This is a genomic window from Larkinella sp. VNQ87, from assembly GCF_049445795.1.
Taxonomy (GTDB): domain Bacteria; phylum Bacteroidota; class Bacteroidia; order Cytophagales; family Spirosomataceae; genus Larkinella.
This window is the reverse complement of the sequence record NZ_JBMSDT010000020.1, coordinates 53,248-75,757: the sequence shown is the minus strand read 5'-3', so window position 1 is coordinate 75,757 and position 22,510 is coordinate 53,248. Positions and strand designations below refer to the sequence as shown.

Annotated in this window: 9 protein-coding genes; all 9 read right to left on the bottom strand. The window is 53.4% G+C overall.

Translation table 11 applies throughout. The annotated features are described in order from the left end of the window. Window positions 1-7 precede the first annotated feature (7 nt). Window positions 8-2,638: an ABC transporter permease gene (locus ACO2Q8_RS27055; protein ID WP_423348022.1), complete on the bottom strand. Its 2,631-nt coding sequence runs from the start codon at window positions 2,636-2,638 to the stop codon at window positions 8-10. A gap of 120 nt (window positions 2,639-2,758) precedes the next feature. After that, window positions 2,759-5,377 (bottom strand): ABC transporter permease, encoded by a 2,619-nt coding sequence (locus tag ACO2Q8_RS27050; protein ID WP_423348021.1) that lies wholly within the window; start codon window positions 5,375-5,377, stop codon window positions 2,759-2,761. A gap of 136 nt (window positions 5,378-5,513) precedes the next feature. Then, on the bottom strand, window positions 5,514-8,144 hold the full coding sequence (locus tag ACO2Q8_RS27045) for an ABC transporter permease (RefSeq protein WP_423348020.1): 2,631 nt from the start codon (window positions 8,142-8,144) through the stop codon (window positions 5,514-5,516). A gap of 121 nt (window positions 8,145-8,265) precedes the next feature. Next, complete coding sequence (locus tag ACO2Q8_RS27040) at window positions 8,266-10,887, bottom strand: ABC transporter permease (protein ID WP_423348019.1); 2,622 nt, start codon at window positions 10,885-10,887, stop codon at window positions 8,266-8,268. Window positions 10,888-10,994: 107 nt separating this feature from the next. Further along, window positions 10,995-11,333 carry a PadR family transcriptional regulator gene (locus ACO2Q8_RS27035; protein ID WP_423348018.1) on the bottom strand — a complete coding sequence of 113 codons (339 nt, stop codon included), beginning with the start codon at window positions 11,331-11,333 and terminating at the stop codon, window positions 10,995-10,997. Window positions 11,334-11,575: 242 nt separating this feature from the next. Next, window positions 11,576-14,188 (bottom strand): permease prefix domain 2-containing transporter, encoded by a 2,613-nt coding sequence (locus ACO2Q8_RS27030; protein WP_423348017.1) that lies wholly within the window; start codon window positions 14,186-14,188, stop codon window positions 11,576-11,578. 95 nt (window positions 14,189-14,283) lie between these two features. Next, window positions 14,284-16,896, bottom strand: a complete 2,613-nt coding sequence (locus ACO2Q8_RS27025) for an ABC transporter permease (protein ID WP_423348016.1) — start codon at window positions 16,894-16,896, stop codon at window positions 14,284-14,286. Between the two features lie 67 nt (window positions 16,897-16,963). Next, on the bottom strand, window positions 16,964-19,627 hold the full coding sequence (locus tag ACO2Q8_RS27020; protein WP_423348015.1) for an ABC transporter permease: 2,664 nt from the start codon (window positions 19,625-19,627) through the stop codon (window positions 16,964-16,966). Window positions 19,628-19,769: 142 nt separating this feature from the next. Beyond that, on the bottom strand, window positions 19,770-22,391 hold the full coding sequence (locus ACO2Q8_RS27015) for an FtsX-like permease family protein (protein ID WP_423348014.1): 2,622 nt from the start codon (window positions 22,389-22,391) through the stop codon (window positions 19,770-19,772). Between the last annotated feature and the right edge of the window lie 119 nt (window positions 22,392-22,510).

Here is a 22,510-nt window from a genome sequence, read left to right as displayed (position 1 = left end):
TTGTTCATTACTCACTGCGCAGGCTTTTCACCGGATTCATCAAAGCGGCTTTGATGCTTTGGAAACTGACGGTTAGGAAGGCGATCAGAATCGCCAGGCCACCCGCCAGCGCGAAAACCCACCACGACAGCCCCACCTTAAACTCAAAGTTCTGGAGCCATTCGTTCATTGCGTACCAGGCAATGGGCGACGCAATCAACAAAGCGATCAGGACCGGTTTCAGAAAATCTTTGGAAAGCAACAGCACAACACCCGTGATCGAATCCCCCAGCACCTTGCGGACACCGATTTCCTTCGTGCGCTGCTCGGCCGTAAAAGTGGCTAAGCCAAAAAGGCCCAGGCAGGCAATCAAAATGGCTAAAACCGTGGCCGTGGTGATGAGCTTAGAGGTTCGGGTTTCGGCCTGGTAGGCCTGCGCCAGGGTGTCATCCAGAAAATTGTATTCGAAAACCTGATCGGGGTACGTGGTTGTCCAGGCTTTTTCAAGGTCCGCCAGGGCTACTTGTACAGACTCGGTAGTCAGCTTCTCGTCTTGCAGCTTGATACCGGCCTGGTAGAAGTGTTTGGGCACGACCTGAATCAGCGTCGGATCAATTTTCTGATGCAGCGAGTTCACGTGAAAGTTCTTCACCACCCCCACAATGGGTACCGACTCCTGGCTGTCGCCGAAGAAGACCCGCTGCCCAATCGCATCTTCGGGGCGCGTCAGTCCCATCCGGCTGATAAACACCTCGTTGGCAATCACTTTGGGCAAGGTATCCCCTTCCCGGAACGCTTCGCCCGCCAGAAGTTGAATCCCGTACACATTCAGGTAATGCGAATCCCCCATTTTTAGCTGAGTTTTAATGTCGCTCACTTTCGCGCCGTTCCGAAATTGCATCGCCTGCATCCAGTTGCTCTCGGCCGATGCGCTGTTGAACGAGAAGCTGACGTCTTTCACCTGGGTCGACTGCAACAGCCGCTCACGCAAGGCGTGTAGCTTCGACGGACTATTATCTGGTACTCCCACCGTGACAATGGCGGACTTCGTAAAGCCCAGATCGGCATTTTGGAAAAACCGCAGTTGCTGATTGATCAGTAACGTACTGCTGATTAATACCATCGAAACCGTAAACTGTACCACCACCAGCCCCTGGCGCAACGAAATGGCGCGCCGGTTTTGCGGAATTTTGTTGGTCTTCAAAGTCCAGATCGGTGCCAGGCCCGACAAGCGGAAGGCCGGATACACGCCCGCCAGCAAGGTGGTTCCGGCGAAAAGAGTCGCCAGGAACGCAGCGGTTTTTCCCGAAAAAAGATCGTTTGCACTCAGGGGTATTCCGAGCGTCTCGACCACCAGCGGCAGGGCCAACCACACCACCAACACCGACAGCCCGGTTGCCGTGAGCGTAACCAGCCCGGCTTCGGTCAGAAACTGGTAGACCAGCGACCAGCGGTTGCTGCCAACGGCTTTCCGAATCCCAATTTCTTTGGCCCGTTTGAAAGCCTGCGCCGTGGTCAGGTTAATAAAATTTATGCAGCCGATCATCAGCACGAACAGGCCGATCAGCGCTAGCACATTAAGCAATTTAAGGTTGGCGGTTCGCCCGCCCAGGTTGCCGGAATAGTGCAGTTTTTCCAGCGGGTTCAAAACAAAACGCTGTCCGAGAGCCGACTCTTTGTCCTTGTATTTGGCCAGAATGGACGCCGAGCGTTGGGTAATCTGTTCCGGTTCTGCACCTTTTTTCAGCAGAACAAATACCTGAAAATTATCGCTCCAACCGTTCCACCGGTTCAGGTCGTAATCGGGATTGACGCTTTTGAGGGTCGGCAACGAAACGAGCAGATTGAACGAGAAACTGGTCGTTTTCGGAAAATCCTCCAGCACACCCGCCACTTGCAACTCCTGCTTGTTGTCGAGCCGGAGGGTTTTTCCAACCACATTGATGGTGCCGAAATATTTCTCAGCATACGCGCGGGTCAGGACAACGGTATTGGGTTGCGCTAGCGCCGTCCGGGCATCACCGGCCAGCCAGCGGTAATCAAGCAGCCGGAACAGCTCGTTTCCGGCAAACACCAACGATTCCTTGAACCGCTGGTCAGACGACGGAAGGGACAGAATGCTGCCCGAAGTCCGGAGCATCGGCACGACCAGTTCGGCTTCGGGCACTTCGTTCCGTAACACGTTTACCATCCCGGTGTACGTCCCCGGATAGGTGTAATTTTCCGCCAGTTTCTCGTTTTCGACCCGGTAAATCCGGTCTCCTTTCGAATGGTAGCGATCGTAGCTCGTTTCGTGTGCGATAACCAGAAAAATTACGAGCGCACAGGTTAGACCCAGCACCAGGCCAAGAAGATTAATAGCTCCAAAAACCGCATTTCGACTCAGGTTTCGCCAGGCGATTTTGACATAATTCCACATCATAACGGGACTCAATAATAAGGGTGAAGAATATTCCGTTTGTTTTCGCCTGGCCAGTGGCCGCAGCAGTTTCAGCACACTCAGGCTATACCGCCAGCGGGCTTTAGGCTCCCCGACAGTTTGGACCCAATGGGCGTACAGTTCCAGCAGGTCGCCCTGCACTTCCTCCCGCGTGTCGGGATGGCCGAAGCGTTCCAGGAGCCAGGTGGCCCAGCGGGGCGGTTGAGGAGTCGAAGTCATCGGATCGTTTTTCAATAACGAACACTGAATAACGAAGTAGCTCTGCCTATCCCTGATTCCTTGCTGATCAGCAAACCCTTCGTTATTCGCTATTCAGTGTTCATTATTCATTATTCCTTTTTATTCACTGCGCAGACTCTTGACCGGATTGACCAAAGCCGCTTTGATGCTCTGGAAGCTGACCGTCAGCAAGGCAATCCCGACCGACAGCAAACCGGCCAGGGCGAATACCCACCATTCCAGTTCAATTTTATAGGCAAAGTCCCGGAGCCAGCGGTTCATGAGGTACCACGCAATCGGTGAGGCAACCAAAATGGCAATGCCAACCAGTTTCAGGAAGTCTTTGGACAGTAGTCCGACCACGCTTGTGACCGATGCCCCCAGCACCTTGCGAACGCCGATTTCCTTCGTCCGCTGTTCGGCCGTAAAGGTGGCTAACCCGAACAGGCCCAGGCAGGCGATGAAGATCGCCATGCCCGAAAAACCCAGGAAAAGGTTGCTTTTTCGTTCGTCGGACCGGTATTGTTCAGCAAACGTTTCGTCCAGGAAATTGTATTCGAAGGGCTGGTTCGGATTAACGTCTTCATAAACGGTTTTCACGTAAGCCAGTGCAGCCGGGATGTTTTTGGGGGCCACCCGAATGAGCAGGTTATCGCCCCGGTCGGGATGCAAAACCAGCACCAGCGGCTCGATTTTGTTGTGCAGCGACCGCAGGTGGAAATCCCGAATCACCCCGGCGATCCGGATTTTTTTCGTATCGAATTCCACCAGTCCGGTGGTGCGGTTTTTCCAGCCCAGCCGCCGGAGCATCGCTTCGTTGACCAATACCGCACCGGCCGAGTCGCTGGCGAGGTCGGGCGAAAAATTACGGCCTTCTTTCAGGTTGATTTGCAGGACATTCAGAAAGTCATGATCCACCGAGAAGTACTCCGTACTGACGGGCTGTTCGGTGCCGCCGGTGTAAAAACTGAACGTGGTTTTGTCGTTCATTCCGCCCCCCACGGTGCCGTCGGTCAGGCTAACGCCCTTGATAACCGGATTTTGCAGCAAGCGGTTTTTCAACACGGCCGCGGCTTTCTGGGCCGACGGTGCTTTGAGTGGAACGGTCAGAACCTGTTCATGATTGAAACCCAACTGATTATGCCGCATGTAGTCCAGTTGTCGGTACACGACCAGCGTCCCCACGATCATAATCATCGAAATCGTGAACTGGAACACGACCAGCGACTTTCGCAGGAAAACGCCTTTGCGGCTGACCGAAAAGGCTCCCTTTAGCACGGCGACCGGTTTGAAACGCGACAACACGAAGGCCGGATACAAGCCGCTGATCAAGCCGATCAGGAGGGCAAAACCGGTCAGTAACCCGGCGGTGGGCCAACTCATCAACTCAAGACCTACGTTCTTGTCGGCCACCCGATTGAAAACCGGCAGAAAACCGACCAGCAGCCCCACACTCACCCCTAAAGCCAGAACCGCCAGCAGCAGCGACTCGGCCAAAAACTGTCCTATCAACTGAACCCGCAGCGAACCGATGGCTTTTCGAACGCCGATTTCCTTCGCCCGGCTGGCTGAGCGGGCCGTGGCCAGGTTGATGTAATTGACCACCGCAATCAGGAGAATGAATAATCCGATGGCCGAAAAGGTGTAGACATACGCCAGGTTGCCGCCGTTTTCCTCGCCCATGAGGTGCGTCGACCGCAGGTGCATATCCACCAACGGCTGAAACGTAATGTCAAAATTCACCTTCGAGCCGCCATCGTCGCCAATCGCCTTGGCGATGTATTTTTTGTAGAAAACCGGCATCTTCCCTGCCAGCTTTTGCGGATCGCTTCCGGGCGTCATCAGCACATACACGTTCGAGTTGAAGCCATCCCATTTGCTCAGGTTGACACCACTGGCCTGCTGATTCGAGTACGGCAGAATGGCGTCGAACGCCAGGTGATGATTGGTCGGCGCATTCCGAATAATGCCCGCAATGGTGAGCGGCAGGTTTTCTTTCACCAGCACGGTTTTGCCGATCAGGCCGTCAGTTTGTCCAAACAGGCTCATCGCCAGCTTTTCCGTCAACACGATCCGGCTGGAATTCACGAGCGCCGTTTCGGCGCTTCCTTCGATAAAATCATACGCGAAAAACGCAAACAAGGTCGAATCGGCGTAGATCACCTCGTTGGCGTACAGCGATTTTTCACCGGCCCGAAACAAGGTTTCATTGGCGGTTTTGACCCGAAGCACGTTTTGAATCTCCGGGTATTCCTGTTGCAGCGCCGGTCCCATCGGGGCAGAAGCGATGCCAAGCCGGTATTCGTTGTCCGCCCATTTAATGTGCAGGTTGACCCGGTAAATCCGGTCAGCGTTGGGATGATACCGGTCGAAGGTGGTTTCGTCCCAAACGTACAGCCCCAGCAGGATGGCACAGCTCATTCCGACGGCCAACCCCAGCAGGTTGAGGGTACTGTAGGCTTTGTGGCGGATCAGATTCCGAAAAACGATTTTAAGATAATTTTGAATCATGTCAGAACTCAGAAAAAAAGGGGTTGAATATTCCGTTTGTTTTCGCCGGGCCAGCGGCCGCAGCAGTTTCAGCACACTCAGGCTATACCGCCAGCGGGCTTTAGGCTCCCCGACAGTTTGGACCCAATAGGCGTACAGTTCGAGCAAGTCGCCCTGCACTTCCTCCCGCGTGTCGGGATGGCCGAAGCGTTCCAGGAGCCAGGTGGCAAAGCGGGGCGGTTTCATCATCTGAACTGAGATTACACGGATTTAAAGATTAAGAGGATATGTTTGCCGATGTGTCTCTGATTACATGGATTAAAGGATTATTGCAATCTATTTTATGTCCTCTTAATCCTTAAATCCGCATAATCCGAGTTCAAGACTATTCCGAGCGCAGCGAGCGAACCGGGTTCATCAACGCGGCTTTGATGGATTGGTAGCCGACAGTCAACAGGGCGATCAGGAAGGTACCGGCAACCGTCAGGGCAAAAACCCCCGCACCCAGGCTGATCTGATACTGAAACCCTTTTAGCCAGGCCGACATTGCGTACCAGGCCACGGGCGCAGCCACCACGAAGGCAATCACAATCAGGCGCGAAAACTCTTTGGCGAAAATCCAGATAATCTGACCAACGCTGCTGCCCAGGACCTTCCGAATCCCGATCTCTTTCGTTTTCTGGGCCGCCATGAATGACACCAGACCGTACAGCCCCAAACAGCCAATGAAGATCGCAATGCCCGCAAAAGCCTCGATGAGCCGGAGCATGAGCGATTCAGTCTGGTACAATTCGGCAATCTGTTCATCCAGAAACTGGTACTCAAAAATCTGATCAGGGTGCATCTCACTCCAGGTTTTTTCCAACGCTCCCAGGGTCGTTTGGGCGTTCGCCAGGTTGATTTTTACGGCGTAGTCATTGTAGTCGCTGCTCCGGGTAGAAATGCAAATGGGATTGATTGCTTCATGGAACGACCGGTTGTGAAAATCCCGAACCACCCCCACAATCGGGCCCTTTAGGGTGCCGCCATTCATGCTCAGTGTTTTCCCAAGGAGTTCCTGGGGCGACTTGAGATTGAGTTTTTTGGCCAGGGTTTCGTTCACGACAAACTCCCGCACCGTGTCCGCCGGGTATAGATTCCGACCCGCGACCAATTCCAGCCCAAACAGGTCCATGTACTGGTCGTCGGCGGATTTCACATTGATGGCAAAATTCTCACTTTCGGCCCGGTTATCGTACCAAAACGACGTCGTCCAGTTGTTATCGGTGGCTGGAGCCGCCCGGCAAAGCGACACCTGATTGACGCCGGGCACTTTCAGCAGCCGCTCCCGCAGGGTCTTCATGGTTTGAACCTCCGAATCGGACCCCATTGGAACCATCACCACGGCCTCTTTCGTAAAACCCAAATCCGACTGCGTGGCATACCGCACCTGGCTGGCAATCACAATCACGCCAATGATCAGGATCTGCGAAATCGCGAACTGCACCACGATCAGAGCCCGGCGGGTGTTGAAACCGCCGACATTTTGCTGCGAAACTTTGCCTTTCAGGGCCAGAACCGGCTGAAACCGAGCCAGAATAAACCCGGGATACGAACCGGCAAACAAAGTCACCAACAGGGTCAACAGAACCACAAAAACCGTTAACTGACCGTCCGTAACCGGGTTGATCGTCAGCTTGATCCGGAATAATTCGTTGACCGCCGGCAGGAAAAGCAGCGCGCAGCCGAAGGCCACGGCAACGGCTGTCACGGTAATGAGTCCGGTTTCGGTGATGAATTGCCAGAAAAGTTGCCCGCGAACGCTCCCCAGCGCTTTGCGGACGCCCACTTCTTTCGACCGCCTGAGGGCCTGTGCCGTCGCCAGATTGATGAAGTTAACACAGGCGGTAATGATCAAAAAGGCCCCAATCAGGCTCAATACCCACAAAATAGACTTCGGCATTCGCCCTTCGTATTGAGGATTAAAGTGAACGTCGGCCAGGGGTTGCAACTTGTAGTGGTGGATATTTTTGCTGGTCGGGCGGTATTTCCTGACGTAAGCCGGTAACAGTTTTTCCACCAGTGCAGGCGACACCCCCGGTTGAAGACGAACAAAGCATTGCATGGCGCTGACAATACCGCCCCAGTTATCGTCACTGGCTAACCACTCATTGTATTGTTTCAGGGTCGCGTACGAAACGTAGATGGGCGTCTGGCGTTCGGTATTCGCGGGTAAATTCCGAAGAACACCAGTAATGCGAAATGTAATTTTGTTGTCCAGCCGAAACGTTCGATTGATCGGATTGGCGTCGCCAAACAATTTCCGGGCCATATCCTCGGTAAGAATCGCGGTATTGGGTTCCGTCAAGGCCGTTGCTTTATCACCTTTCAGCAGCGGGAAATTGAAAATGTCGAAGAACTCCGGTTCTGTAAAAGCAAGGCCTTCTTCCTCCTTGAATTTCTGGATTTCCCGGCCTTTTTCAACCGTGATCAGTACGTCCGTAAACGTAGCAATGCGGGCTACTTTCTCCCCAAACATGTAGTCGTTTCGGAAGGCCTTTCCCAGCGGACTCGGCACATTGTCGGAATAACTGACGGTTTCGCGGTGCTGTTCCGTTACGAAGCGGTAAATCCGGTCGGAGTTCGCGTGAAAATTATCGAAACTCAGGTGGTATTTCACCAGCGTAAAAATCAGAATCCCGCCAGTCATGCCCAGCGCCAGACCCAGCACGTTAATGCCTGCGTACGCCTTGTTGCGAATCAGATTCCGAAGAGCGATTTTAAGATAGTTTTGTAGCATGGCTGGACTCAGAAACAAAGGCGTTGAATACTCAGGTTGTTTTCGCCGGGCCAGGGGCCGCAGCAGCTTCAGCACACTCAGACCATACCGCCAGCGGGCCTTGCGCTCCCCGACGGTTTCGACCCAATAGCCGTACAGTTCGAGCAAGTCGCCCTGCACCTCTTCCAGCGTGTCGGGATGACCCCACCACGAAAGCAAGGTTTCAGCCCAGCGGGGCGGTCGGGGGGTGGTCATCATGTTTTTTTAATAGCGAACACTGAATAGCGAATAATGAATAGCGAAGTAGCTCTGCCTATCCCTGCTCCTTGCTGATCAGCAACCCCTTCGTTATTCGCTATTCAGTGTTCATTATTCCTTTTTACTCACTCCGCAGACTCTTCACCGGGTTGATCAGAGCCGCTTTGATGCTCTGAAAACTCACCGTCAGCAGGGTGACGAGCAGAGCGCCGACCCCCGAAACCGCAAACACCCACCAACCGATGTCGGACCGGTACTCGTACTGTTGCAGCCAGTTGTTCATAAAATACCAGGCCGCCGGTGTCGCAATGCAAAAGGCGATGACCACCAGGATGACGAAATCTTTCGATAGTAAGCCCCAGAGGTTTAAGACACTGGCACCCAGCACCTTTCGGATTCCGATTTCCTTGGTGCGCTGCTCGGCCACGAACGACGCCAGCCCGAATAACCCCAGACAACTGATGAAGATCGCCAGGCCCGCAAAGAAGGTCGCCAGCTTGCCGACCCGTTCTTCGGCCGCAAACTTTTTCCCGAATTCGACATCGGCAAATTCGTATTCGAACGGAGCGGAAGGAATGTATTTTTTGAAAACCGCTTCGATGGTGGTCAGACACTCGCTGGCACTTTTGGCCGGATTCAGTTTCAGGTTGATCCAGTTGACCTGTTCGTAATTCAACAGGTAGACGGTCTGCTTGACTGGTTCATACGGCGACTGCATCAGCATGTCTTTGATCACCCCCACCACCTTGAACTCATCCATGTCTTTGCCTTCGCCCCAGCGAAGGATGCTACCAATGGGGTTCTTGATGCCCATGAATTTGACCGCTGCTTCATTCAGGACGACCGAGGAAGAATCGGTCGTAAATTCCCGCGAAAAATCCCGCCCGTCTTTAAACTGCCAGCCGACGGTTTTACCGAAGTCGTGGGTGACCCAGATCGTCGCGAAGTCGGCATCCAGGTTGGGATCTTTGCCCGCCCAGTGGAATCCGCCGTTGTTCGACCACACCCCGGTGAGCGGGCTGGACGATTCGGCCAGTTCCTGAATCGCACCCGCGTTTTTCAGTTCTGTCCGGAGCAAATCAAACTTCCCGTAAAAATCCGGCGACTTCATTTGAATCATCACCAGCCCGGCCCGGTCGTAGCCAACGGGCCGGTTTTTCGAGTACTGAATCTGGTTGTAGACGATAATCGTGCCGATGATCAGGGCCAGCGACACCGTAAACTGCACCACCACCAGCACTTGCCGGGGTAACGAAGCAAACCGGCCCGCCCGGAAAGTTCCTTTCAGAACCTTGACGGGCTGGAACGACGACAGATACAGGGCGGGGTAACTGCCGGCAATGAAACCGGTCAACAACGTAAAGCCAATCCCAATCAGCCAGAACAGCGGGCTATACCAGATCATCGTGATCCGCTTGGCGGCTACCTCATTGAACCAGGGCAAAACGAGCCACACCAGCAACAGCGCCAACCCAAATGCAAAGGTCACCACCAGCAACGATTCGTTGAAAAACTGGCTGATCAACTGGCTGCGGACGGAGCCGATGGCCTTGCGAATGCCGACTTCCTTGGCCCGTTTTTCGGAGCGGGCCGTGCTCAGGTTCATGAAGTTGATGCAGGCCAGCAGCAGCACGAAAATGCCGATAAACCCAAACAACCAGACGTATTCGATCAGCCCGCCGGTTTGTACGCCGTTCTCCCAATTCGACCGCAGGCGCCAGTCGCGCATGGGGTGAAGGAAAACTTCCGACTTGTATTTCTTGTCTTCCGGCGGAACCCGGTTGAATTTCGAGAGAAGAATATGCCTATTAGCGTCCTCAAAATCGGTGTTGTCGGCCAACTGCGCAAAAATCTGAAACGAATTATTGCCCCACTCGTCCTGGGCCCGTTTAACCCAGTTTTCCGAGGAAACATACAACGCCCAGGGCGCAATGAACATCAGATCGCGGAATTGGGCGTTGTAGGGCACATCTTCGTACACACCGGTTATTTTCACGTCCAGTTTGTTGTCAATCCGGATCAGTTGATTCAGCGGATCGCGGTCGCCAAAAAGCGCCCGGGCGGTGGATTCGGAAAGCAGAATGGAGTTGGGTTCTTTCAACCCGTCGTACGTTCCCTTCAGCATGTGCAGCGAGAGCAGCCGGGGCGCATCCACATCCATAAAAGCCCCGGATTTGGTAACCTTTTTCTCGCCCAATGACAGAAAGTGACCGCCCTCCCAGGACGACATAACGATGTATTTGAAGCTGCTGCCATACTGCGCCTGAAGCTCTTTCCCCAGGGGAAACGGCATAGCCGTTCCGGTATAAATTTTTCCGTTGAAACTCTGGCGTTGCATCACCTGCGCCAGGCGGTCGTAGTTTTTGTGGTATTTATTGAACGACAATTCATCGTAGATCCATAAACCGATAAGCATGGCAACGGCCATCCCGGTGGCCAGCCCGCCGATGTTGATGGCTGAATAGCCCTTGTGTTTCACCAGGTTTCGCAGGGTAATTTTGAGGTAATTTCGGATCATATCAGGACTCAGAAAAAAGGGTCTCGAATTGTATGGGGTTGTTCGTTTGGCAAATGGTCTTAGCAATTTCAAGGCACTCCAACAATACCGCCAGCGGGCCTCCCGCTCGCCCACGGTTTCAACCCAATGAGCATATAACTCCAGCAAATCGCCCAGCACCTCCTCCCGCGTGTCGGGATGGCCGAAGGTTTCCAGGAGCCACGTGACCCAGCGGGGCGGTTTCATTAGAGTTATGAATTATGAATTATGAGTTGATCGGTAGCAGTCAGGTTCGGGAAATGATCAGTTGCCATAGTGAACAGGGTTAAATAACTCTTAATTCTTAACTCCCCTCACCCGCCCATCAGTTGGAGCGTTTGCGGAGGTAGCGCATCCCACAGTTGCTCCCGGATGTTTTTGACCTCGACCAGAGCCCTGCGTCCGGCGGCTGTAACGGTAAAAAACCGCTTCCGCCGACCACCGCGCTCGGCCGTCGCTCCGCTCATGCGGGACGACAGATAGCCTTTCTCTTCCAGCCGCTGCAGCGTCGTATGAACCGTGCTAAAGCCTACCGCCCGCCCGGTTTTCTGCTCGATTTCCTGTGTAACCGTCACCCCGTAGGCGCTTTCGTCCAGCACGGCCACCGTCAACAGAACGACTTCTTCAAACTCCCCCAAAAAAGCCCTTTTCATGGCGCAATTGATTTTATACGATAATGCCGAACAAATGAGGTGCCAAGTAGCCAATAAGGCTCTGAATGGCGTAAAAATGCAGGTTTAAGAAAATACAGGATGAATAACGTGTCCGCTTTTGGACAATTGACGTACCAAAACCGGACAGTCTGAACCCGGATTACACGGATTAAACAGGATGTAAAATATTGCGGTAGCAATCCAGTTTAATCCTTTCATCCGTGTAATCCAAGTTCACACCATTACTCACTCCGCAGGCTCTTCACCGGATTCATCAACGCGGCTTTGATGGCCTGGTACCCTACGGTCAGTAAAGTGATTAGGGTGATCGAAAAGCCCGCGATGGCAAAAACCGATACGCCCAGTTCCACATGGTAGGCAAAGTTGTCGAGCCAGCGGCTCAGCAGCCAGCCAATAATAGGAAAAGCAATCGCCAGCGCAATCAGCAACAGTTTCAGGAAATCCATCGACAGCAGCAGGGCGACGTGGCCCACCGTAGCTCCCACCACCTTCCGGATGCCAATTTCCTTTTGGCGACGTTGGGCCGTAAAAGCCGCCAGCCCGAACAAGCCCAGGCAGCAAATCAGAATGGCCAGCCCCGCAAAATACCGGGACAGAACACCAATCCGGCGTTCAGCCGCATAGAGAGCTTTGTAGTTTTCGTCAAGAAACTGGTAATCGAAGACCAAACCGGGGTGATAAGCTGCGTAGGTCTGCTGAATCCGGGCCAGCGTTTGCGACTCGGTTCCGGCCTGCATCTTCACCATAATGTTGGGCATGATCGGGTAAATCTGAAAAAAGCAGGGCTTGACAGTTTCGTACAGCGATTCAAAATTGAAGTTTTTCACCACGCCCACAATCTGCCGCTCCCGATCCCAGAACTTGACGGTTTTGCCAATCGGATTCTTCAGGCCCATACTCTTGATGGCTGCTTCGTTGAAGATAATCTCGTTTTGGGCGTTTGCATTGCCGGAAAAACTCCGGCCTTCCTTCAATTCCATGCCCAGCGTTTCGATAAAATTATAGCCTACCTCCAAATTGGCAAATTCGATGTCGCGACCCGGTGGTTTCCCCGGCCATTGAAAGCCGGAAATAGCGCCGTGGCTTCCCGTCAGGTTGTGGTAATAACTCGATGCGCTGACCACGCCCGGCAGGTTTCGGATTTCGTTCAGGAACGCTTCTGCCGTTTTCAGTTTCACCGAATCCTCTTCCAGCGGAATTTCAAAGTGAATGATATGATCCCGGCTGTAGCCCAGGTTTTTGGTCTGGATGTATTCAATTTGGCGGTAAATAACCAGCACCGCGACAATGAACAGAATCGATATCGTAAACTGAAAAACGACCAGCCCTTTGCGCACCAGCAATTCGCCCACCGACGTGAAAAGTTTGCCTTTCAAAACCGTGGTTGGGTTGAAGCCGGAGAGGTACAGGGCCGGGTAACTGCCCGCAATCAGACCCGTCAGCAGGGTGATGCCCAAAACCGCCCCCAGCAGCGTTCCGCTGACTTCGACCTGAATCTGTTTTCCGGTAAGGGTATTGAACTGCGGCAACAGCAGCATGACCAGCAAAACCGCCCCGATCAGCGATAGAAACGCCATGAGAACGGATTCGCTCAGGTATTGGACAATGAGCGAACTGCGCAGCGCCCCGACTACCTTCTTGATGCCAACTTCCTTGATGCGACCGGATGCCTTGGCCGTCGACAGGTTCATGAAATTGATGCAGGCAATGAACAGGATAAAGATGGCAATCACGGAAAAAAGCTGTACGTACGCAATCCGCCCCCCGGTCTGAACACCGTTCTCAAACTGCCCGTGCAGGTATTTGTCCGAAAACCGGATGGCGAACAACTGCGCAGTCAGGTTTCGATCTTTCGACTTGAGATAATCCCTGATTTTGGCGTTGAAGCGATTTAAATCGGTACCCTTGCGCACAATCAGGAACGTGCTCGGATCGCTGTTGCCCCAGGACTTCATGCTGGGGCGTTTTTCGACAAACAGGCCGAAGTTGAACAATAGATCAAAGGGCTCCGTTGCATTAGCCGGACTATTCTGAAAAATACCGCCCACCCGATAAAAGCCGCTAAACTCACCGAGATCCCATTTTACCACTTTCCCGAGTGCGTTGGACGGATGGCCAAAAAGCCGGGTCGCAAACTCTTCCGAAACCGCGATGGTGTGATGATCGGCGAACAGACTAGTGGGATTTCCCTGTAGAAACGGACAGGTGAAAACCTTGAAAAAATTTTTACCAACGAACTGACCACCCGCCTTTAGCTTCGTTTCCCCGAACGACACCACGCCCTGATTGGAAAACCAGGAAGCCGGAACCACCGACACGGCCTGCTCCACTTCCGGCAGATCGGCCGCCAGGGCATCCGCCAGCAGACCGGGCGTATGGTTGATCGTTTCCACGCCGTCTTCCCGGAAATGATGGGCCATGACCTGATAAAGCTGCTCGTCTTTCTCGTTGTAGGTATCGATGTGTAGTTCATCGTTCACCCAAAGGTAAATCAGCAGCGTACAGGCCAGCCCCGTCGACAAACCAATCAGGTTGAGGGCCGTGAATTGGCGGTCTTTCTGGAGATTCCGCCAGGCGATTTTGAAATGATTCCGGAGCATAAAAGAGTTTGATAGAAAGGTTATCGAATCGTCGGCTGGTTTCGGTCGGGCCACAAACCGGGGTTTCAGAAAGCCCAGTACATCCCGCCAATACCGCCACTTCGCCCGCCGTTCGCCCACCCGCCGAACTTGATGCGCAAATTCTTCGTGCAAATCCCCCTGCACCTCCTCCAGCCGGTGCGGAGCGCAGAAGAATTTGAGCAGACGGTCGGCCAAATGAGGAGGAGATGCCATATTTTCCACGATCGAATACTGAAAGGCAAAAGCCAAAATTCAAGCCACTCACTTCGTTATTCGTTATTCAGCGTTCATTATTCAATATCAATTGTTCATTCCGAACGAAGTGATTTCACCGGGTTCATCAAAGCCGCTTTGATGCTCTGGAAACTGACGGTTAACAGGGTGATGAACAGTGATCCCAAACCGGCAGCCGGGAAAATCCACCAGCTTATTTCGGTCCGGTATTCGTATTTCTGCAACCAGTCGTTTAGGAAATACCAGGCGATGGGCGATGAAAGCAGACACGAAACGACGACCAGCCCCACAAAATCTTTCGAAAGCAGGCTCCAAATGTTGGCAACCGATGCACCCAGCACCTTCCGAACACCGATTTCTTTCGTGCGCTGTTCGGCCATGAACGAAGCCAGACCGAAAATCCCCAGACAACTGATAAAGATCGCTAAGCCCGCAAAGAAACTCGCCAATTGGCCGATGCGTTCTTCAGCCGCAAACTTGGCCGCAAATTCCTGATCGGCAAATTTGTACTCGAACGGCGCATCGGGGTTGATTTTTTTGAAAACCGTCTCCAGCTTTTCCAGGGCCCTCCCGGCGCTCATCGCCGGATTCAGTTTGATATATATGTAATTGAGCGTCCGTTCGTGGGTGTTCATCATAAAAACCGTCGGCATCGGCGGGTCAAAAGGCGATTTCATGACCATGTCTTTCACGACTCCGATTACTTTCCAGTTCTGATCGTGCCAGCGGATGGTTTCGCCGACCGGATTTTGGAGTCCGGTCAGTTTCACGGCCGCTTCGTTTAAGACAAACGTCATCGAATCCGTCGAAAACTGCCGGGAGAATTCGCGGCCTTCTTTGATTTTCCAGCCTACGACTTTTCCAAATTCCGGGGTGACGCAGATGGTTCCAAAAGCGGCTGTTCCGTTCGGGTCTTTGCCCCGCCATTCCAGGTTATTGGCCGACGACCAAATGTTCGTAGCCGGGCTCGACGCTTCGGCCATGTTAGCCACGGCCCCGGTAGCCAGCAATTCGTTGCGGAGCGCATCATACCGCCCCTGCAGTTCGGGCGTATTCATCATGATGTTGACCAACCCGTCGTAGTTGTAACCAATCGGGCGGTTTTTGGCGAATTGAATCTGCCGGAAAACAATGATCGTTCCGACGATGAGCGTCACCGATACTGTAAATTGCACCACCACCAGCACTTTGCGCGGAAGGGACGCCAGCCGGCCGATTCGGAACGTTCCCTTCAGTACTTTAATGGGCTGAAACGAAGACAGATAGAGCGCCGGATAACTGCCCGCAACGAGGCCCGTGAAAAGGCTAAAACCGACGCTCAACAACCAGAACCGGGCGTCAGACCACAGCATTGTCATCTGCTTATCGGCCACTTCGTTGAAAACCGGCAGCGTGAGTTGCACCAGCAGTAAGGAGATCACAAACGACAGCGCCACGACCAGGAACGATTCGCTGAAAAACTGACCGATAATCTGGCTTCGCTGTGACCCCATGGCCTTCCGGATACCGACTTCTTTGGCCCGTTTCTGCGAGCGCGCGGTGCTCAGATTCATGAAATTGATGCAGGCCAGCAACAGCACAAAAACGCCAATGATGCCAAAGAGCCAGACAAACTGAATGCGCCCGCCAGTGTTCACGCCGTTTTTCCAGTCGGAATACAGATGCCAACGGCTCATCGGATGCAGGAAGAGCGCCGGTTTCGCTTTACTGTCCGTATGTTGGCGAAAAACGTCCTCGATTTTCCGGGAAACATCGTCAAAACGGCTGTTCGGCTGGAGTTGCGCATAAATCTCGAAGGAACTGCTGCGCCAGTTATTCACATACACCCGTTCTTTGTCTTCGGAGAAAATCAGGTCGATCGGCGCAACAAAAGCCATGTCTTTGAACAACGTATTGTGGGGCAAATCTTCGTAGACGCCCGTCACCTGCACCGAGTACTTGTTGCCGATTTTAATGACCTTATGAAGCGGATCAACGTCGCCGAAAAGGGCTCTCGCGGCCGATTCGGAAAGTAAAACCGAAGCGGGATCGTTCAGGCCCGAACGCGTGCCGCTGCGCATTTTCAGCGTGAATAGTTCCGGAAAACCCGATTCGGCAAAACTCCCGAGCCGGGTAAATTTCTGGTCCTTGTACGCCAGAATCTGTTCCGACCAGGAATTTGCCACGACGGATTTGAAGTCGTCCGGATATTTGGTCCGCAGTTCGCGGCTTAGCGGAAAGGGCAGTGAGCCATACGTCTCGATGCCCTGCTCCAAGGTTTGGTTTTCCAGTACCTGCGCAATCCGGTCGTGATTTTGATGGTATTGATTGAACGACAATTCGTCGAAGACCCACAATCCAATGAGCAGCGCCACGGCCATCCCGACCGATAACCCGCCGATGTTGATGGCCGAATAGCCCTTGTTGTTCAGGAGATTCCGCCAGGCGGTTTTGAAATAATTACGTAGCATAACCGGGCTTAATGAAGAGTACGAATAATACGTTGTTGACTTGCGTTTGATGGCGAACGGTTTTAAAAACAAGAGCACCTCCCACCAGTACCACCATTTGGCCCGCCGTTCGCCCATCCGCCGAACCTGATACGTAAACTCCTCGTGCAAATCGCCCTGCACCTCCTCCAGCCGGTGGGGAGCGCAAAAAAAACGGAGCAGTCGGTCGGCGAAACGGGGTGGGGTATTGTTTTGCATAGGGGTGTTGGGCAGAGGGCGCGGGGCATGGGACAAAAGAAACCTTCTGCCCCATGCCCTCTGCAATTTATTCCGAGCGCAGGCTCTTCACCGGGTTCATCAAAGCCGCTTTGATGCTTTGGAAACTGATGGTTAGGACGGCCACGGCAACCGACATCACGCCCGTCAGGGCGAACATCCACCACTCGATGTCGATCTTATAGGCGAAAGCCTGGAGCCAATGGTTCATCACCCACCACGCCAGGGGTGAAGCCAGTCCAACGGCCAGGACGACCAGCCCCACAAAATCCCGGGAGAGCAAGACGACAATGCCCCGAATCGTAGCCCCCAGTACTTTCCGAATGCCAACCTCTTTGGTGCGGATCTGAGCCGCGTAGCTGGACAGGCCGAACAACCCCAGGCAGGAGATGAGTATCCCGAAAACCGCGAAGACCTTCAGGACATCGCTCATCCGCTGTTCCGACTCGTAGAGCAGCGCCAGTTTTTCATCAACAAAGGTGTGGATGAACAGGCTTTCCGGCGAAATCCGCGTGAGCGTTGCACGGGCTGATTCTAAAATGTCGGGGATCTGATCGCCTTTGATCTTCAACAGGAAATGGCCGGTTTCACGGGGATTCTGAATGATGATCAGCGGTTCGATAACCGAATGCAGGGAGGCAAAGTTGAAATCGTTGACGATGCCCACGACCTCGCCGGTATCGCCCCGGACGATAAGCCGCTTGCCGACGGGATCTTCCAGCTTGAGGGCCTTGACAGCTTCCTGATTCAACAGGAATTTAGGGGGGGCATCAAGGGACTGGGCGGTAAAATCATGGCCTTCTTTCAGGCTCATCCTGAGCGTACGCAACAGGTTTTCGTCGCTCCACAAATGACGCATCGTGCTGCTGTTCTCCTGCGCCCCCAACGGCGTTACGCCCTCATTGCTGAACCGGTCACCCGGCAGATTGGAAATCAGCGCCAGGTCGGTAATGGCGGAGTTCTTCAGCCATTCATTCCGGATCGTGTTCGCTTTTTCGCCCATTTCCTGGTTGTAGAGCCTGACGGATACCAGTTGCTCCTGGTCGAAGCCCAGGTTTTTACGTTGAAAAAACTGCATCTGCCGGTAGACGACCAGCGTGCTGAAAATCATAAAGACCGAAACCACGAACTGAAACACAATCAGACCCTTGCGAACGAAGGTGACCGAAGAAGACGCATTTTTTCGGCCTTTCAGGGAATAGACCGGATCGAAATTTGCGATGAACCAGGCGGGATATAGACCGGCCAGTAAACTAATCAACACCGTCAGCGCCAGCATAATGAGAACATTTGGCGGTGTGAGCAACTCCGTAAGCTGTAGATTTTTACCGGCCAACTGGTTGTAAAACGGAATGGCCAGCCCGAATAAGAGCAGCGCCAGAACCGTAGCGGTAACCGTCAGCAGGAAGGATTCGCCGAGAAATTGATTGATCAACTCGGTTTTTCGGGCCCCTAATGCCTTGCGAACGCCGACTTCTTTCATCCGGTTGAAGGCCTGGGCGGTAGCCATGTTAATGAAGTTGACCGAGGCTACAAGCAGGATGAAGAGGGCAGCCGCCGAAAAGATGTAGACGTAGGTGATGTCGCTGTTGGGGCCCATTTCCTTTTCCAGCCGGGAATGCAGGTGAATGTCGGTGATCGGTTGAAGGGAAAGATTCCGGCCTTTCAAAATCTGCTCCCTCTTCTCGCCGGTTACTTCGTAGAAATGCACCATAAACTCTCGCAGGGCAGCTTCCACAGTCGGCTGGGCCTGGTCAGCCAGCAACACATAATTATAAAAGCCCGACCAGTCGCGGTCGTTCAGCGAACTCCTCATACCCTGGGACTGGTAGAGCGTCGCCATAGACATGAGGTAGTCGAATTTGAGGTGCGTAGGAAAGCCGAAGTCCCGGACGACACCGGTAACGGTCAGGTAATTTTTATCCCGATCATCGTGCAGTTGCTTGCCCAGCGGTTCCTGATCGCCGAAGTAGCGTTTGGCCGTTGCTTCGGTCAGCACAATGGTATTCGGCTGGTTGAGGGCCGTTTGCGGATCACCTTTCACAAAGGAAAGATCGAATACCTCCGTAACGGTGGAGTCGGCAAAGAAGCCGTTCTTTTCTTCAAACCGTTTGACATCGGGGGCAACCGCCCCCGCAGGTGGCGTATGGCTGAACACCCGGCTGGACGTACCGGGCCGGTAAAAGCGGGTGATCTGCTGAACGCCCGGCACCTGTTGTTTCATCTCAACGGCCAGGATTGGGGAAGTAGCCGCCCAGCGCCGGGTTTTCTCATCCCGGTATTCCATCGTAAGCCGGAAGATGCGGTCGGACTTGGAAAAACCCTGGTCGTAGCGCAGTTCTTCCTTCACATGAAGAACGATGAGCAGCCCGCAGGCGAGGCCGATGGCCAGTCCGACCAGGTTCAGCGAACTGTTGAGTTTGTACCGAAGCAAGTTTCGAAGGGCGATTTTGAAATAATTTCCGATCATGATTGGTTTCATTACATGCGTTGTCGAATACTCCGTTGACTTTCGTTTACTCGCGAACGGCCATCCAGCCGGGGGTTTTAAAAATCCCAGCACATCCCGCCAATACCGCCAGCGGGCCCGCCGTTCGCCCACCCGCCGAACCTGATGAGCAAACTCCTCGTGCAAGTCGCCCTGGACTTCTTCCAGCCGGTGGGTAGAACAGAAGAATTCAAGCAGTTGGTCGGCCAGGCGGGGTGGTTTCATAGGGGAGATATGAATTAAGAGTTATGAGTAATGAATTAAAAAAATCACCGAAGCCTGCCATTTTTACCCTCATAACCAATACGTTACAGCATAATTCATCATTCTTAACTCATAATTCTTAATTCATAACTCTTCACTCCTTTCATTCCGAGCGCAGCGAGGTCACCGGGTTCATCAAAGCCGCTTTGATGCTCTGGAAACTGACGGTTAAGGCAGCGACCACTAGAGTCGCCAGCAGGGCGACACCAAAAATACCGGGGCCGATATCGATTTTATAGGTAAAATCCTGTAACCAGTGCGTCATCACCCACCACGCCACCGGCGTAGCCACCCCGAACGCCACGACAATCAGCCGGGCGAACTCCTTGCCGAACAGCCACAGAATACTGCCGATGCTGGCGCCCAGCACCTTCCGGACGCCAATTTCTTTTGTTTTCTGATTGATCATAAACAGCACCAGTCCATACAGCCCGAAACACCCGATTACCACCGCAATTCCGGCGAAGAAATTGACTAGCTTTGCCATCGTTTGTTCCTGAGTGTAGTTTTCCTGCAATTGCTCGTCGACGAATTGCGCGGTGAAGTAACTATTGGGATAGACTTGATTATACTCTTTTTCCAACTGCCGGAGCACCCGCGCAAAATTGCCGTTGTGCAATTGCAGGTTGGCGAAAAAATAATCGGTAGCCCGGGTTGTCATGAAGAGCGGGGCGATGCCGTTTTTCAGATCGCTCTGGTTGAAGTCCTTCACCACGCCCACAATTTCCAGTTTCCCGGATGTGTGCAGGAATTTCCCTAACACCTGGGCCGGGTCACGAAGACCCAACTGCTTGACGAAGCTTTCATTGACCAGCGCTTCGCGGGAGGTGTCGGCAGGCTGGAGATTACGCCCGGCCACCAGTTTCAACCCATACACCCCAATGTACGCGGCATCGATGTGCTTCTGCTGGGGGGCAAATTTTTCGGGTTCGGGCCGGGTGTCAAATTTGATGATGGTTTGGCTGACCCAGCCCGTTTGGGGCGGTCCGCTCATGGAATAACTCAGTTTTTCCACCTCGGGAATGGCCATCACGCGGTGGCGGAAATCCTCCATTTTGCCGACATCCTGCTTGGGTAAATAAGGCAACCGAACCGTTAGAATAGCCGTTTGCCGGAAACCGAGGTCTTTCGTCTGGATGTACTGCAACTGATTGGCCACCACCATCATACCAATAATCAGCGCCTGTGAAATGGCAAACTGAGTAACGACCAAACTCCGGCGTATTGAAAAACCGCCCAGCTGTTGGTTGGTCATCCGCCCGGCCAGGGCCAGGGCCGGTTTGAAGCCCGCCAGCACCAGCGCCGGATAAAAACCGGACAGGGCAATGACCCCGACGACGGTCAGGAGCAACCAGCCAATCACGGATGGGTCGTAATAGAACGTAAACCGAAAGGCCCCGTGCAACTGCTCCTGAGCCAATTGGTGGCCCAGTTGGAACAGCAAGAGGGCCAGGCCCGTAGCCGCAAAGGTCAGCATAGCCGTTTCGCCGATGAACTGCCAGAACAACTGCCCCCGCGTACTGCCCAGCACTTTCCGAACGCCCACTTCCCGCGACCGATTGAGGGCCTGCGCCGTGGCCAGATTGACAAAGTTGATGCTGGCCGTGATGAGCAGAAAAATGCCAATGGCGAACAACGACCAAATCAACCCCCGGCTGACTCCGCCGGTATCGGCCGAGAAATGAATCTCCCGCAGCGGCTGCATCGGAAACCGGGTGTCCTTCACCCCGTGCGGCTTGTATTTCTTGACAAAAGCCGGCATCTGCCGGTCCCAGTCGGCTTTGGTAAAGCGGCTATCGAGGCTCACAAAGCACTGCCTATCCCCGCTGATGTTGTCAAAATCTTCGTTCAGCGGCCGCCCAATAAATTCTGGCAGACTGGCCCAGGATACCATGATGGAGTAGGCAAAGTCGGTGTTATCCCGGTAATCCCGGAAAACACCCACAATACGGGTGTTCAACGTCGCATTGATTTTGATGATTTTCCCGATAACCTGCGTCGTGCCGAAATACTTCATCGCATTTTCTGCACTGATAACCACCGTATTGGGTTGGCGTAATTCCGTCGGGCCGCCCGCCAGCCACGCATAATCGAAAATGTTGAAATACGCTGGCTGTACGAAAGCGCCCACCCGGTGGGCATCCTTGAATTTACGGTCGGGTCCGTTGGCCACAGGAATGGCCACCAGGGGGTCGCGGTACAGATCGATCATCGCCAGGTGTTCGATATCGGGATGGTCGTTCAGCAGGGCTTTTCCCAGTTGATCAGGCACGCCCGGTATCGTGAAATTGCCTTCCGGTGTAACAAACTGGGTCGTTACCCGGTAAATGCTATTGTATTTCTGATGATGAGTATCAATGGTGTAATGGTAGCGAACGAGGGCAAAAATCAACAGTGCCGCGCCGATGCCCAAGGCCAGCCCGGTGATATTGATCAAGGCATAGGCACGGTTTTTAACCAGGTTCCGCCGGGCAATTTTGAAATAATTCTGGATCATAATTGGGTTGATTGAATCGGTTGTTGACACCACGTTCTTTTTTCGCTTCACCGCAAAGGGTCGAAAGAACCCCAGCACATCGCGCCAGTAGCGCAGCCGCGCCCGCCGTTCGCCCACCCTACTGACCTGATACGCAAACTCCTCGTGCAGATCGCCCAGCACCTCCTCCAGCCGGTCGGAGGAGCAGAAGAGGGCGAGAAGACGGTCGGCCAGACGGGGCGGTTTCATGCAGTTTTCAATATCGAATATTGAATGGCGAATAGCGAAATGGTTCTGCGGGCGGGTTTCCTTTCTTCGTTATTCAGCGTTCGATATTCAGTATTCGATATTCACCTTTCATTATTAAT